The organism is Kitasatospora sp. NPDC101155, from assembly GCF_044768305.1.
Classification (GTDB): domain Bacteria; phylum Actinomycetota; class Actinomycetes; order Streptomycetales; family Streptomycetaceae; genus Kitasatospora.
The window spans coordinates 112,567-125,709 of record NZ_JBIWPN010000014.1 but is presented as its reverse complement, the minus strand read 5'-3'; the positions used below and the strand labels follow the sequence as shown (position 1 = coordinate 125,709).

The window sequence follows — 13,143 nt, the reverse complement described above, 5'->3', positions numbered from 1 at the left end:
CACCCCCGGGGGGGTGGGGTCAGTCGGCGGGTCTCGTGGTGAGGCTGAGCAGTACCGGCCCGGTGGGCGAGGCCACCAGGTCGTCGATGCTGAGCGGGTCGAGCGCGGCGAAGAAGGCCTCCTGGGCGCCTCGCAGCGCCCCGCGCAGCCGGCACGCGGCCCGCAGCGGACACGGCGGGTCGTCCTCGCAGCCGACCACGTCCCCGACGCCCTCCAGCTCGCGCAGCAGCAGACCGAGCGAACCGGTCCGCCCGGCGAAAGTGATCATCAACCCGCCGCCGCGTCCGCGCCGGGCCTCCACCACCCCGAGGTGCTGCAGCCTGCTGACCACCTTCGCCGCGTGGGTGTACGGCACGCCGACCGACTCGGCCACCTCCCGGGTGGTCGGGTTCTCACCCTCGCCGAGTACGGCGAGCCGCATGGCGATGCGCAGGGCGATGTCGGTGCTCTTGGTCAGCCTCACGTTCGAAACGCTATCGAATGCGACTCTCCGACTCCAATTTCCTGCACGTTTCCGACCGAGACCCTGGTCACGTGTCCCGAGTGGGGGCGGTGGCGCGGCTTGCGCCCTGCGGCCCGGTGCGGCCGCCGACGCCACATCCGGTCGGTTCTGAACAGTTGGCGACATTACTGATCAGCTCCGACGTGTCATCAGCACGCCTTCTACGCTTCCTGCGGCTCCGGTACCACGTCATTCACCGCACCCCTCGAACCGTCCCCCTGGAGAGATTCCGTGAGAGCGCGTCGCGCACCCCGGCGCACCTGGACGGCGCTGGCGGCGACGCAGCTGCACCTCCGTCCTCGGCCTGCTGATCACCTGCCGCTGAGCGACACCCCTCCGCCGCAAGCGGGTCTGGACGAACTGTCCGGTCAGGACGTACAGTCCATTCATGCCTGCCGAAGACCCCGACCCGCGCGTCCGGACCTGGTCACCGGTCTGCCGCGCGGTGGCCCTGCTGCTCGGCCCCTACGCCGAGGTGGTGCTGCACGACACCGCCACCGACCGGGTGCTCGCCATCTGGAACCCGATGACCACCCGCGCCCCCGGCGACCCCTCTCTGCTCGGCGAACTGGACCAGCTGGGCCCGTCCGCACCCGACGTCTACGGCCCCTACGAGAAGCTGCTGCCGGACGGCCGGCGGCTCTCCTCGGTCAGCGCCGTCCTGCGCGACCAGGCCGGACATCCCTCGGCCGTGCTCTGCGTCAACCTCGACCGCGGCCCGCTGGAACAGGCCGCCGCCCTGCTGGCGAACTTCGCCGTGCCCACCGCGCCCCGCCCCGAGCCGCTGTTCGAACGCGACTGGACCGAGCGGATGAACGACGTGATCGGCGGCCACGTCCGCGCCCAGGGCCGCCCGCTGGAACGCTTCACCCGCGAGGACCGGCTCACCGTGCTGCGCGAGCTGGACGAGGCCGGGGTCTTCGCCGTCCGCCGCGCCGTCCCCGCCGTCGCCACCGCACTGCGGATCTCCCGCTCCACCGCCTACGCCCTGCTCGCCGAGCTCAAGCACCCGGCAGGCCCCGGCCCCGGCGCCGCCGCCGGGCCCAGGAAGGACTGAGACCGATGACCCAGCTGCCCGACTTCCGGCTCGAAACCTACTTCTCGCGCTGGGAGTTCACCGCCCGCCACCACCTCACCGCCTCCGACGCCCAGACCATGACGATGGCCGAGCTGCTCGCCCTGGCCGGCCCCGAGGACCGCGAGGCCTGGGACACCCTCGCGCTCGGCTACACCGAGACCTACGGCGACCCGGGCCTGCGCCGGGCCATCGCCGGGATGTACGAGCGGGTCGAGGCAGACGACGTGATCTGCTTCGGCGGCGCCCAGGAGGGGATCAACCTCGCCATGCAGGTGCTGCTCGAACCGGGCGACCACGCCGTGGTGCTGACCCCCAACTACCAGTCCGCCGAGACGATCCCGCTCTCACTCTGCGAGGTCACCGGCGTCGCGCTGGACGAGCGGCAGGACTGGGCGCTCGACCTGGACGCGGTCGAGGCGGCCCTGCGCCCCAACACCAAGCTGCTCTCGGTGAACTTCCCCAACAACCCGACCGGCACGCTGATCGACGCCGCCGACTTCACCCGCCTCGTCGACCTGTGCGAGGAGCGCGGCATCCGGCTGTTCTCGGACGAGGTCTACCGCGGGCTGGAGCGCGACCAGGCCCGCATCCTGCCGCAGGCCGCCGACCTGTCGGCGACGGCGCTCTCGCTCAACGTCACCTCCAAGTCGCTCGGCCTTCCTGGGCTGCGGATCGGCTGGATCGCCTGCCGGGACCGCGAGCTGCGCACCCGGCTGGAGCGGGCCAAGCACTACACCACCATCTGCAACTCGGCGCCCAGCGAAGTGCTGGCCCGGATCGCGATCACCGCCCGGGACCGGATCCTGGCCCGCAACCGGGGCATCATCGCGGAGAACCTGCCGCGCTTCGACGCCTTCTTCGCCGAGTTCCCCGAGCTCTTCGACTGGCGCGCCCCGGACGGCGGCTGCGTCGCCTACCCGCGCTACCTCGGCGCGGACGGGGTGGAGGACTTCTGCACGGCGCTGGTCGAGCAGGCGGGCGTGCTGCTGATGCCCGCGAGCATGTTCCGCTCCGAACTCACCCCCACCCCGGCCGACCGCTTCCGGATCGGTGTCGGACGCAGCGACCCGGGCCCGGCGCTGGAGGCCTTCGCCGACTGGCTCCGCAAGCGGTAGCGGACGCGAACGGCCGGGGCGGGCCGGCCCTGAGGATCGGCGCCCCGGCTGCTGTGGCTGCTACAGGTCAGAGCTTCTGCCAGGCCGGCTTGGCCGCGTAGGTGTCGCGGAAGTAGTCGGCCAGCTTGAGGCGGGAGGCGGCGGCCTCGTCCACCACCACGGTGGCGTGCGGGTGCAGCTGCAGCGCCGAGGCGGGGACGGCGGCGGCGAGCGGGCCCTCGACGGCCAGTGCGACGGCCTCGGCCTTGGCCTCGCCGGTGGCGAGCAGCACCAGGTGGCGGGCCTCCAGGATGGTGCCGATGCCCTGGGTGATGACGTGGTGCGGGACCTCGTCGATGCTGTCGAAGAAGCGGGCGTTGTCCACCCGGGTCTGCCGGGTCAGGGTCTTGATCCGGGTCCGGGAGGCGAGCGAGGAGCAGGGCTCGTTGAAGCCGATGTGGCCGTCGGTGCCGATGCCGAGCAGCTGCAGGTCCACGCCGCCGGCCTCGGCCAGCGCGCGGTCGTAGGCGGTGGCGGCCGCGGCGATGTCGGCGGCGTTGCCATCCGGGCCCAGGAAGGACTCCTCGGTCAGACCGAGCGGCTCCACGACCTCGCGCAGCACGACCGAGCGGTAGGACTCCGGGTGGCCGGCGGGCAGGCCGACGTACTCGTCCAGCTGGCAGATGCGCGCCCGGGAGGCGTCCAGACGGCCGTCCCGGACCCGGGCGGCGAGGGCCTGGTAGATCGGCAGCGGGGTCGAGCCGGTGGCGACGCCGAGCAGGGCCTCGGGCTTGTCGGTCAGCAGATCGGTGATCGCCGCGGCGATGAGTTCGCCGGCCGCTGTGGCGTCAGGGACGATCACGATTTCCATACTGGGTCCACCGTTCTGAGGCGAGTCTGAGGTCTAGACCTCCGGGGTCTAGACCAGTTTGCCGTGAACGGGGCCTCCAGGTCCACCCGGGGCCGGTGCGGTCCTGTTCGGTGTCGCGCCTGGTGGGGGCCCTCGGGGCGGGTGTGGAGCTCGGGGCGGGCGTGGAGGAGCCGGGGCGCGAACGCCCCGGCTCCCGGTGCCCTGTCCTGCGGATGCCGCCTCGTCGTGCGGAACGGGTGGCGCGTCTCAACGGCCGCCGGTCAGAACGGGTTGGTACAGGTGGTGACCTGCTTGCTCGCGTCCAGCGCCGGACCGGCGGTGGCGCAGATGATGCGCGGGGCGGTGGCGGTCACGCGGGGGGTGACGGCCTGGGTCGAGCCGAGCCGCACGGTGGTGGCGCTGGCGACCGGCTCCCACGGGCTGCCCCAGGCCTGCTGGGTGCGGACCTCGACCTGAACCATCGTCAACTGGCTCGGGTCGGCGCGGACCTGGGCGACGCCGACGATGCCCTCGCCGTCGATCTGGTGCGATATGCAGGGGCGGTTGAGCACCGTGGCGCAGGCCGCGGTGCCGTTCTCGGACGTCGCCGTGGCGGCCATGGCGGGACCGGCCGTCAGGGCTGCGATCCCTGCCACCGTCATCATCACAGCTGCGATCCGAGTGCGCATGATACGAACCTCCTTGGAAATTAAGGGAATCTCACTCCTTGAGATGAGTCTTGCACAAATCATGGAGATGCCGCGTGTGCGTTGCGTCACACTCATGGTGACCATTCAACTACTGGCTGCAATCGTTCGCTGAACGTTCAGCACACGGACGAACTATGGTTTGATGGAGGATCAGTTCTTGGGCGGGCAACTCCCCGCCGAACGGCCCGGGTTGGCGGTGTTCCTTCACCCGTCCGAGTGGCGCCTTGCCGCTGCGGCGAATCGGCCGGATAGCATCGGACCGACCCCAGCGGAGGTGGCTGCGTGGACACGGTCATCGTGCAACTGCCCGGCCCGGGACCGGACATGGCGCCCGGAGCGGCGCCCGGACTGCTGCGGATGGGCCCGGGGGAGACGGCGGTGTTCGGGCGCGGCGAACCCGGTCGGCCGGTCGCCGTCCCGCTGAGCGACCAGGGCGTGTCCCGCCGCGCCGGCGAGGTGGCCGCCGCCGAGGACTACTGGCGGCTGTCCAACTTCAGCGCCACCGCCACCTATGTGGTGGAGAACCTGGAGGGCGCGGGGGAGCACGTCAAGGTGGCCCCCGGGCGGCTCGGCGCGCCCGTCCCCTTCGAGCTCTCCCGGGTACTCCTGCCGGCCCTCGGCGCACCCGCCACCTTCAAGGTCTTCGCCCCGCAGCACGCCTACCTGGACGGCGGCCCGAGCGGCGCCGACGGCGAGCGCACCGTCAGCCCCTTCGCCCTGGACCCGACCGCCAAGTACTTCCTCGTCCTGCTCGCGCTCTGCGAACCCCGGCTGCGGTCGCCCTCCACCGCCGCCGTCCCCGGCGTGACGGAGGTGCTGGCCCGGCTGCGCGCCCTGCCCTCCTGCCGCGGGCTGACCCGCTCGGCGGTGAACTACCACATCGACTACCTGGTGTGCACCAAACTGCGGCTGCGCGAGCCGTACGAACTGGGCCCGGCCGGCGGCAAGCGCGAGGAACTCGTCGCCCTGGCCCTGAAGTTCGACCTCGTCCGGGAGGAGCACCTGACCCTGCTCCCGCCCCGGCGCCCGATCGTCCGGCCGTGACCCCCTCCGATCGACCGGGCGCCGCCCGGCCCGACCCCCGGCCGCCCGAGGAGCGGCGCCCTGCGCGGGCCCGCCCGCCCTTCGAGGTCCCCGAGGGCTACCCGCTGGCCGGCTACCGCACCGGCGCCTTCCTCGGCGCGGGTGCCTGGGGCAGCGTCTACGCCGCCGACGGCCCGGACGGCACCCCGGCCGCCGTCAAGATCCTCGGCCCGGCCCGGTTCAGCCCCGGCCAGCGCCGCACCGCGGCCCAGATGGCCCACAGCGAGCTGCGGTTCAGCCGCCGCGCCGACCACCCCCACCTGATCCGCACCCTCGCCGTGGTCACCGTCGAGGACCCCGACCACCCCGCCCTGGACGGCGCCGTGGCCCTGGTGATGGAACGCGCCGCCCGCAGCCTCCAGGACCTCCTCGCCACCGCCCGCCCCGGCACGGCGGTGCCCGGCGCCGAGCGCATCCTCGCCCAGGTCTGCGCCGGACTGACCCACATGCACCGGGGCGGCTGGGTCCACGGGGACCTCAAACCGGCCAACATCCTGCTGATGCCCGACGGCACCGCCAAGATCGCCGACTTCGGCCTCACCGCCGAACTGGAGGGCACCCACGCGTACGCCCCGCCACTGGGCTCGCCCGACCACGTCCCGCCCGAGTGGTGGTCCCAGCGCACCGGCGCGCGCGGGGTCGCGCTGCGTCCCAGCGCCGACATCTGGGCCTTCGGGGTGATCGCCCACCAGCTGCTCACCGGCGGGCTGCACCCCTTCCTCGGCGCCACTGCCCGGGCCCGCTCGCTGGCCGCCCAGGCGTACGCCCGCGGCGCGGCCCCGCTACGGCCGGACCAGGCGCTGCCCGCGCCCTGGCGCGCCGTGGTGGCCGCCTGCCTGACCGCCGACCGGGACCAGCGCGCCCGCACCGACCTCGCCGCGCTGGTCGCCCGGGCCACCGCCGGTCCGACCGGGCGCCACCGTGCCGCCGGCCGGGCCGGCCTCGGCCTGCTGACCTGCGCAGTCGTCGTGCTCGCGCTGACCGGCGGCCCCGAGCCCGCCGGGTCGCACGCCCACCGGGCCGCGCCGCCGCCCGGGGCGATCCCGGCCGGCTCGGACGTCCCGACGGCCTACCGCGGCATGATCGAGGAGACGGCCCGGCGCTGCCCCGAGCCGGAGGTCACGCCGGTCCTGCTGGCCGCGATGCTCAAGGCCGAGAGCGGCTTCGACCCGAACGCGGCCCGTCCGGAGACCGGCGAGTACGGCATCGCGATGTGGACGCCCGCCGTCTTCGACGCGTGGTCCAAGGCCGCCAACCACCCCGGCCCCAAGTCCTACCTGGACCCGGGCGACGCGATCGCCGCGATGGGCAACTACGTCTGCTGGCTGGACCAGCAGCTCAAGCGACGCGGCTTCAGCCGCGACCTGCCCGCCCTGGTCACCTCCGCCTACCGCACCAGCGACAAGACCGTGGCGGCCGCCGGGGGCGTCCCGGAGCGGATCCGGCCGCATGTCGACAAGGTGCTCAGGTACCTTGCCGACTACGGCGGGTGACTGCCCGTATCGGGACGAGTTGTGCCGCATCCATACGTATCCCGGCGCGGGCACCCGGGTGACCGGCCCGTGGTCTGGGATCCTCGGCCGCATGATCACGAAGCTCCGCGCGGTCACCGCGCAATGGACCGTCGTCGTCCCCGTGGTGGCGTTCGTCGTCCTCGCCCTGATCTGGCACGAGAACCTGCCCGGCTGGGTGGTGGGCGTGGTCGCGTGTTTCCTGGTCGGTGCCGTGCTGGCCGCCGTGCACCACGCCGAGGTCATCGCGCACTGGACCGGGGAGCCGTTCGGATCGCTCGTGCTCGCGGTGGCCGTCACCGTGATCGAGGTCGCGCTGATCGTGACGCTGATGGTCGACGGCGGGGAGAAGTCCTCCACCCTGGCCAGGGACACCGTGTTCGCCGCCGTGATGATCACCTGCAACGGGATCCTCGGCCTGTCCATCCTGGTGGCCGCGATCAAGTACCGCACCGCCGTCTTCAACGCCGAGGGCACCGGCGCCGCGCTCGCCTGCGTCGCGACCCTCGCCACGCTCAGCATGGTGCTGCCGACCTTCACCACCAGCGCGCCGGGCCCGCAGTTCTCCACCACCCAGCTGAGCTACGCGGCCACCGCCTCGCTGGTGGTGTACGGGCTGTTCGTGACCACCCAGACGCTGCGGCACCGGGACTACTTCCTGCCGGTCACCGCCGAGGGGAAGATCCGGGTGGACGACGACGAGCACGCGAGCCCGCCCACCCTCCGGGCCGCCGGGCGCAGCCTGTTGCTGCTGGGCGTCGCGCTGGTCGCGGTGGTGGGCCTGGCCAAGGGCGTCTCGCCGACCATCGAGTCCGCGGTGGACGACGCCGGGCTGCCGCACGCCGTGGTCGGCGTGGCGATCGCCATGATGGTGCTGCTGCCGGAGACCATCGCGGCGCTGCGCGCGGCCCTGCGCAACCGGGTGCAGACCAGCCTCAACCTGGCCCTGGGTTCGGCGCTCGCCAGCATCGGCCTGACCATCCCGGCGGTCGCGATCGCCTCCGCCTGGCTCTCCGGCCCGCTCGTCCTCGGCCTCGAACCGGCGCACATGGTGCTGCTGACGCTGACCGTCGTGCTCGGCACCCTGACGGTCATCCCGCGTCGGGCGACCATGCTCCAGGGGGCGGTGCACCTTGGGGTGCTGGCGGAATTCGTGGTGCTGGCGGTGAACCCCTGAGGGCCCGTCCGCCGTACCCCTGAGTGGTGGAAGCCGCTGGCCCGTCCCCCCGTACGGGCCAGCGGCTTCCCTGTTGCCGCGGCTCAGGCGCGGCGTGCGGCCTCCGGAGGGCTCAGGCCCCCGGAGGCCGCGGCCTCAGGCTCGGATGCCTCAGGAGGTGCGGCGACGGCGGGTGTAGACCACCGCGCCCGCGCCGGCGACCAGCAGGGCGGTGCCGGCGCCCGCGTACAGCAGGGTGCCGTCGCTACCGGTGGTGGCCAGCTTCTTGCCGTCCGAGGTGGCGCCCGGGATCGGGGTCGGGACGCTGACCTTGGCGGGCACGACCAGCGGCTGGTCCGGGCTGACCTTGGTACCGGTTCCGGGGTGCACCGGCACGGTGGCGGTCGGCGCGGTGGACGGGCCGGCGCTCGGGGCGGTGCTGGGCGCGTCGCTCGGGGCGTCGGTGGGGACGTCGGCGGCCGGGGTGGTCGGCGCGGGGGTCGCCGGGGTCGTCGCCGGCGGCTGGGTGGCCGGGGTGGTCGGCGGGACCGGCGCCGGGGTGGTGGTCGGGGTGGCCGAGTGGGTCGGCTCGGGGGTGGTGGTCGGGGTGGCCGAGTGGGTCGGCTCGGGGGTGTGGGTCGGCGCCGGGGTGTGCGACGGCGTCGGCGTGGCGGTGTGCGAGGGGGTGGTGCTCGGCACGGCGGTCGGGCTGGCCGACGGGGCCTTGGTCGGGGTGGCGGTCGGCGAGGGCTTGCCGGTCGGGGCCGGGGTCTGGCCGCCGCAGTCGACCTTGAAGACCTTGTGCTTGGGGTTGCTGACGTCCGGGTTCTCCGGCAGCTCGCCGTTGACCAGCGGGACGGCCTTCCAGAACAGCTTGTAGTGACCGTCCGGCAGGTTGATGTCCTCGGTGCGGACGTGGCCGTGGTCGTCGACCGGGAGGTCGCCGAACACGACGGGCTCGGTCATGTCGCTGTTCATGTCGAAGATCGCCCAGAGCACGTCCTGGTTCGGGTCGAAGCCGAAGGAGTCCAGGTAGAACGTGCAGACCTTGGGCTCGTTGCGCACGTCTTCCTGGCCGGTGGCAGCGTCGTGGATCTTCACGGTGCCGTTGTTGCCAGGGGCGCCCTTGCCGTTGCCGCCGGCGACGGCGTGCGCGGCGGGGGCGAGCAGCATCAGGGCGGCGGCGGTCGGGACGGCCACCAGGGTGCGCGCGGCGGTGGAGCGGATGTGCATGCGTGTTCCATCGGGTACGGCAGGTCGGGACGAACCTACGCAGTGGGAGGGAGCCCTCGGGTCGGCCGCCGGACCAGAGGCCGGTGCCGTACGAGCGGGAGGGGACAAAAGTTCCGCAGTCAGAAACGTGACGCAAGGGAGGTTTGGCCGAAATGCATCGCTGAGAGCGATAGGTCCGATTAGTCCGTTACAACAATCCGATCACCTGGTTGTGTTCGACTCGTGTGTGTCGCAGGTGGTCGAGGTGCCGGTCAATGGCGGGTTCCGCGTCGACGGGCGAACCGACGGGCCGCGCGGGTGGCCGGTTTCGGCCGGTCGGCGGGCCGGGGTCGCGTGTCGGGGCGGCGGGCCGGTGCCGAGGTTCTCTATCGTCCGTCTGGAACCGCCCAGCCCGCTCGTTCCGTTGGGTGATCTGGTGTGTGTTCCGTTGTCATGCGCAGCCGATCCGACCCAGGGGGAGTGCACGATGCCCGGCCCAGAGCAGCAGGTGCGACCGGACCGACCGGCGGTCGGCCCGACCGAGGACAGCGCCGACGTCATCGTGGTCGGCGCCGGACCGTCCGGCTCCACCGCGGCCTACCACCTCGCCCGTACCGGCCTGGACGTCCTGCTGCTGGAGAAGTCCGCCTTCCCGCGCGAGAAGGTCTGCGGGGACGGCCTCACCCCGCGCACCGTCAAGCAGTTGGTCGACATGGGCATCGACGTGTCCGAGGAGGCCGGCTGGCTGCACAACCGGGGCCTGCGGCTGATCTCCGGGCGGCGCTCACTGGAGTTCGACTGGCCCGAGCTGTCCGCCTTCCCCGGCTACGGACTTGTCCGGCGCCGCGCCGACTTCGACGAACTGCTCGCCCGCAAGGCCGCCTCGGCCGGCGCCCGGCTGGTCGAACGCGCCAACGTGGCAGGCCCGTTGACGGACGAGCGGACCGGCCGGATCACCGGCGTCACCGCCAAGCTGGGCGAGGACCGCAGGCCCGTCGAGTTCCGGGCCCCGATCGTGGTCGCCGCCGACGGCAACTCCACCCGGCTGTCCGTCGCGATGAAGCGCCACCGGCGCACCGACCGCGCGATGGGCGTGGCCTACCGCACCTACTTCACCACCCCGCGCCACGAGGACCGCTACCTGGAGGCCTGGCTCGACCTGCGCGACCCCAGCGATCCCGCGCGCCGCCTCCTGCCCGGCTACGCCTGGGTGTTCGGCATGGGCGACGGCACCGCCAACGTCGGCCTCGGCGTCCTGGACACCTCGAAGACCGACGTCGACTGGCGGGAACTGCTGCGCCGCTGGTGCGCTGACCTCCCGCCCGGCTACGGCTACACCCCCGAGGCCGTCACTGAGCCCATCCGCGGCTCCGCCCTCCCGATGGGCCTCAACCGCCAACCCCACTACGCCGACGGCCTGTTGCTGATCGGCGACGCCGGCGGCACGGTCAGCCCCGGCACCGGCGAGGGCATCGCCTACGCGATGGAGTCCGGCCGCTACGCCGCCGAGACCATCGTCCAGGCCCACGCCCGCCGCACCGACCGCGGCCGCGAACTCGCCCTGCGCGCCTACCCGCAGGCGCTGCGCTCCGCGTACGCGGGCTACTTCGCGCTCGGCCGGCTGGCGGCCGACCTGCTCGGCCGTCCCAAGCTGCTGGGCGCGGCGGGGATGGCCGGACTCGGCAATCCGGCGCTGTTGAAGATCGCGTTCCGGCTGATGGTCAACCTGACCGAGCCCAACTCCAAGGACGCCCTCGACCGGCTGCTCCACCTGCTCGGGCGGGTCGCGCCGGGGCGGTGAGGCCGGCGTGGTGACGTCGGGGCGACGTCGGGGCGACGACGTCGACGCCGGGCCGCGCATCCTTGCGGATGGGCGGCCCGGCGTCCCGGGTTTGGCCGAAACCCGGACGTTCAGCGGGCTGTTGACCGGGTCATGTTGACGAATGATCAGAGAATCCGATTGCCTGGTGTCGATCCAGCCACAGAGGGTGATCACCACGCCCCGCCGTGGCTCCTTTTCGACCGACCCGTTCGACTCGACGGAGACACCGTGCGCCTTCGCCTGCTCGTCGCGCCCCTCGCCGTGGCCGCCGCCCTGACCGCCGTGAGCATCCCCGCTGCCGCCGCCGACACCGGAGCGGCCGCAACCCCGGCCGACCAGTGCTCCGCCACCTTCCAGCACGGCGACGCCCGCCTCGGCCCCGAGGACCTCCCGCAGGCCGGCCCGGTCGGCCGCCAGCTCCTCGGCTACCAGCGCACCGGCGGTGCCGCCGACCAGGACTTCCTGGCCCAGTACTACGACCCGGCCGCCAACGGCGGCAAGGGCGGCTGGAACTACCCGCCCGCCGACGGCTACGTCACCCTGCCCGACGGCACCCCGGTCGAGTTCGACCTCACCCTCTACCCGAACCAGAACATCGACCGCTACGGCAGCGAGTACGGGGCCTTCCTCGCCCCCGAGGGCCTGCCCTACGCCAACCGCGCGATACCGCCGCAGAGCCTCGACGGCACCCCGGCGGCCGGCTGCAACTACCACGACTACAAGGTGGTCAAGCCGTTCAAGGTGCACGCCGGCCCGATCGCGCCCTGGTTCAACCAGCCCGGCTGGGGCCTGCAGTACCAGCTCGACGCCTCCCTGCTGCCCGGCGGCCCGGCCAGGCTGAACGTGCTGTGGCTGGTGGAGAACGGCTACCTGGCCCGGATCTGACCGGCCGCCGCGCGCGGCGCCCCGTCGCCCGTACGGGCGGTCAGCGGCTCGACCACGGCCCGATCCCCGCACTCGGGGAGCCCGTCCGGAATCGGGTAAATCGCTGGCGGGCGCGGGCGGACAAGAGGTAGGAAGGCCGGGTGACCCTCAGCGACACCGCGACCGACCAGCGCCTCTTCCGCCCCGCCGTCGTCGACCTGGGCGACGCCCAGCTGCGCCCGTGGGGCCGTGCCCTGGACCTGACCGGCGGCACGGTCGCCGCCGTGATCGCGGCTGCGGCCGACCCGGAGATCGCCCGCTGGAACCCGCTGCGGGACGCCGCCGACCCGGCCGGCGCCGAGGCCTACCTCGACCGCTCGGACGCCGGCTGGGCCGACGGCAGCACGGCCTCCTTCGCCATCACCGACTCGGCCGACGGCACCCTCTGCGGCAACGTCGCCCTGCTCTGGACCGACCAGGCCGACGGCGTCGCCATGGTCGGCTACTGGCTGCTCCGCGCCGCCCGCGGCCGCGGCCTGGCCACCCGCGCCACCACCGCCGTCACCCGCTGGGGCGTGCGTACCGCCGGCCTGCGCCGGATCGAGCTCTACCACGACGTCGACAACCGGGCCTCCTGCCGCGTCGCCACCCGCGCCGGCTTCCCGTACGAGGGCACCCTGCGGGCCTCCTACCGCCACGGCGACGGCCCCTACACGAACGAGCACCTGCACGCCCGCCTGGCCACCGACCCGGAGGTGGGACTCGGCTGACACGCCCTGGGCTCGCGATCGCCCTCAAGGCTTCTGACGGAACGCGAGGGACGGGCGACGACGTTTCGGCACCACTACGGCGGGGTCGACGTCAGTGGTACTGGGCGAGCTGGATGAGGTTGCCGCAGGTGTCGTCCAGGACGGCGATGGTGGCCGGGCCCGTCGCCAGCGGCTCCTGGGTGAAGCGCACCCCGAGGCGGTGCAGGCGGTCGTACTCGGCGTGCACGTTGTCCACCGCGAACTGGGCGGCCGGGATGCCGTCCTCGACCAGGGCCGTCTTGTACGGCCCGACGGCGCGGTGCACGTCGGGCTCCAGCAGCAGTTCGGTGCCGTCGGGCTGTTCGGGGGAGACGACCGTGAGCCAGCGGTACTCGCCGAGCGAGACCTCGGTCTTCTTCACGAAGCCCAGGATCTCGGTGTAGAAGCGCAGCGCCTTGTCCTGGTCGTCGACGAACACGGTGGTCAGGTTGATCCTCATGGGTTGTGCCCTT

The 13,143-nt window shown here is 73.1% G+C and carries 13 protein-coding genes; 8 read left to right on the top strand and 5 right to left on the bottom strand.

The features are described from left to right. Positions 1-19: 19 nt before the first annotated feature. Complete coding sequence (locus ACIRYZ_RS22445; protein WP_402946674.1) at positions 20-463, bottom strand: RrF2 family transcriptional regulator; 444 nt, start codon at positions 461-463, stop codon at positions 20-22. A 427-nt stretch (positions 464-890) separates the two neighbouring features. Here ACIRYZ_RS22445 and ACIRYZ_RS22440 point away from each other — a divergent pair, with 427 nt between their 5' ends. After that, positions 891-1,559 (top strand): transcriptional regulator, encoded by a 669-nt coding sequence (locus tag ACIRYZ_RS22440; RefSeq protein ID WP_402946672.1) that lies wholly within the window; start codon positions 891-893, stop codon positions 1,557-1,559. Positions 1,560-1,564: 5 nt separating this feature from the next. Further along, positions 1,565-2,695 (top strand): aminotransferase class I/II-fold pyridoxal phosphate-dependent enzyme, encoded by a 1,131-nt coding sequence (locus ACIRYZ_RS22435; RefSeq protein ID WP_402946670.1) that lies wholly within the window; start codon positions 1,565-1,567, stop codon positions 2,693-2,695. A 67-nt stretch (positions 2,696-2,762) separates the two neighbouring features. Here ACIRYZ_RS22435 and nagB read toward each other — a convergent pair whose 3' ends face one another. Both nagB and ACIRYZ_RS22425 read right to left on the bottom strand, forming a co-directional pair. Then, positions 2,763-3,545 (bottom strand): glucosamine-6-phosphate deaminase, encoded by a 783-nt coding sequence (nagB, locus tag ACIRYZ_RS22430; RefSeq protein ID WP_393028263.1) that lies wholly within the window; start codon positions 3,543-3,545, stop codon positions 2,763-2,765. 260 nt (positions 3,546-3,805) lie between these two features. Then, the gene (locus tag ACIRYZ_RS22425) at positions 3,806-4,213 is read right to left on the bottom strand and encodes a hypothetical protein (RefSeq protein ID WP_402946668.1); all 408 of its coding nucleotides are present in this window, start codon (positions 4,211-4,213) and stop codon (positions 3,806-3,808) included. A 303-nt stretch (positions 4,214-4,516) separates the two neighbouring features. Between ACIRYZ_RS22425 and ACIRYZ_RS22420 the strand changes: the two genes are divergently transcribed. The 3 genes from ACIRYZ_RS22420 (at position 4,517) to ACIRYZ_RS22410 (ending at position 8,005) form a co-directional block, all read left to right on the top strand. Further along, entirely contained in the window at positions 4,517-5,278 is a 762-nt protein-coding gene (locus tag ACIRYZ_RS22420; RefSeq protein ID WP_402946666.1) for a serine/threonine protein kinase, read from the top strand. Beyond that, positions 5,275-6,810 carry a serine/threonine-protein kinase gene (locus ACIRYZ_RS22415; RefSeq protein WP_402946664.1) on the top strand — a complete coding sequence of 512 codons (1,536 nt, stop codon included), beginning with the start codon at positions 5,275-5,277 and terminating at the stop codon, positions 6,808-6,810. Before ACIRYZ_RS22420 ends, ACIRYZ_RS22415 begins: the two co-directional genes overlap by 4 nt. A 91-nt stretch (positions 6,811-6,901) precedes the next feature. Beyond that, positions 6,902-8,005 (top strand): calcium:proton antiporter, encoded by a 1,104-nt coding sequence (locus ACIRYZ_RS22410; RefSeq protein WP_402946662.1) that lies wholly within the window; start codon positions 6,902-6,904, stop codon positions 8,003-8,005. Positions 8,006-8,155: 150 nt separating this feature from the next. Here the strand turns inward: ACIRYZ_RS22410 and ACIRYZ_RS22405 are convergent, their stop codons facing one another. Further along, a complete protein-coding gene (locus ACIRYZ_RS22405; protein ID WP_402946660.1) occupies positions 8,156-9,217 on the bottom strand; it encodes an LPXTG cell wall anchor domain-containing protein in 1,062 nt (353 codons plus the stop codon). Positions 9,218-9,683: 466 nt separating this feature from the next. On the opposite strand from ACIRYZ_RS22405, the gene ACIRYZ_RS22400 reads away from it, so the two are divergent. The 3 genes from ACIRYZ_RS22400 to ACIRYZ_RS22390 all read left to right on the top strand — a co-directional run bounded on the left by ACIRYZ_RS22400 (position 9,684) and on the right by ACIRYZ_RS22390 (position 12,652). After that, complete coding sequence (locus ACIRYZ_RS22400; protein WP_402946658.1) at positions 9,684-10,997, top strand: geranylgeranyl reductase family protein; 1,314 nt, start codon at positions 9,684-9,686, stop codon at positions 10,995-10,997. A 249-nt stretch (positions 10,998-11,246) separates the two neighbouring features. Next, positions 11,247-11,903 carry a TNT domain-containing protein gene (locus tag ACIRYZ_RS22395; protein WP_402946656.1) on the top strand — a complete coding sequence of 219 codons (657 nt, stop codon included), beginning with the start codon at positions 11,247-11,249 and terminating at the stop codon, positions 11,901-11,903. A 140-nt stretch (positions 11,904-12,043) separates the two neighbouring features. After that, positions 12,044-12,652, top strand: a complete 609-nt coding sequence (locus ACIRYZ_RS22390) for a GNAT family N-acetyltransferase (RefSeq protein ID WP_402946654.1) — start codon at positions 12,044-12,046, stop codon at positions 12,650-12,652. A gap of 91 nt (positions 12,653-12,743) precedes the next feature. Here ACIRYZ_RS22390 and ACIRYZ_RS22385 read toward each other — a convergent pair whose 3' ends face one another. Then, entirely contained in the window at positions 12,744-13,130 is a 387-nt protein-coding gene (locus ACIRYZ_RS22385; RefSeq protein ID WP_393028254.1) for a VOC family protein, read from the bottom strand. Between the last annotated feature and the right edge of the window lie 13 nt (positions 13,131-13,143).

Coding starts and splice junctions, on each gene's coding strand:
- ACIRYZ_RS22405 (WP_402946660.1), bottom strand. CDS start 9,217: ATGCACATCCGCTCCACCGCCGCGCGCACCCTGGTGGCCGTCCCGACC.
- ACIRYZ_RS22410 (WP_402946662.1), top strand. CDS start 6,902: ATGATCACGAAGCTCCGCGCGGTCACCGCGCAATGGACCGTCGTCGTC.
- ACIRYZ_RS22385 (WP_393028254.1), bottom strand. CDS start 13,130: ATGAGGATCAACCTGACCACCGTGTTCGTCGACGACCAGGACAAGGCG.
- ACIRYZ_RS22400 (WP_402946658.1), top strand. CDS start 9,684: ATGCCCGGCCCAGAGCAGCAGGTGCGACCGGACCGACCGGCGGTCGGC.
- ACIRYZ_RS22435 (WP_402946670.1), top strand. CDS start 1,565: ATGACCCAGCTGCCCGACTTCCGGCTCGAAACCTACTTCTCGCGCTGG.
- nagB (WP_393028263.1), bottom strand. CDS start 3,545: ATGGAAATCGTGATCGTCCCTGACGCCACAGCGGCCGGCGAACTCATC.
- ACIRYZ_RS22440 (WP_402946672.1), top strand. CDS start 891: ATGCCTGCCGAAGACCCCGACCCGCGCGTCCGGACCTGGTCACCGGTC.
- ACIRYZ_RS22425 (WP_402946668.1), bottom strand. CDS start 4,213: ATGCGCACTCGGATCGCAGCTGTGATGATGACGGTGGCAGGGATCGCA.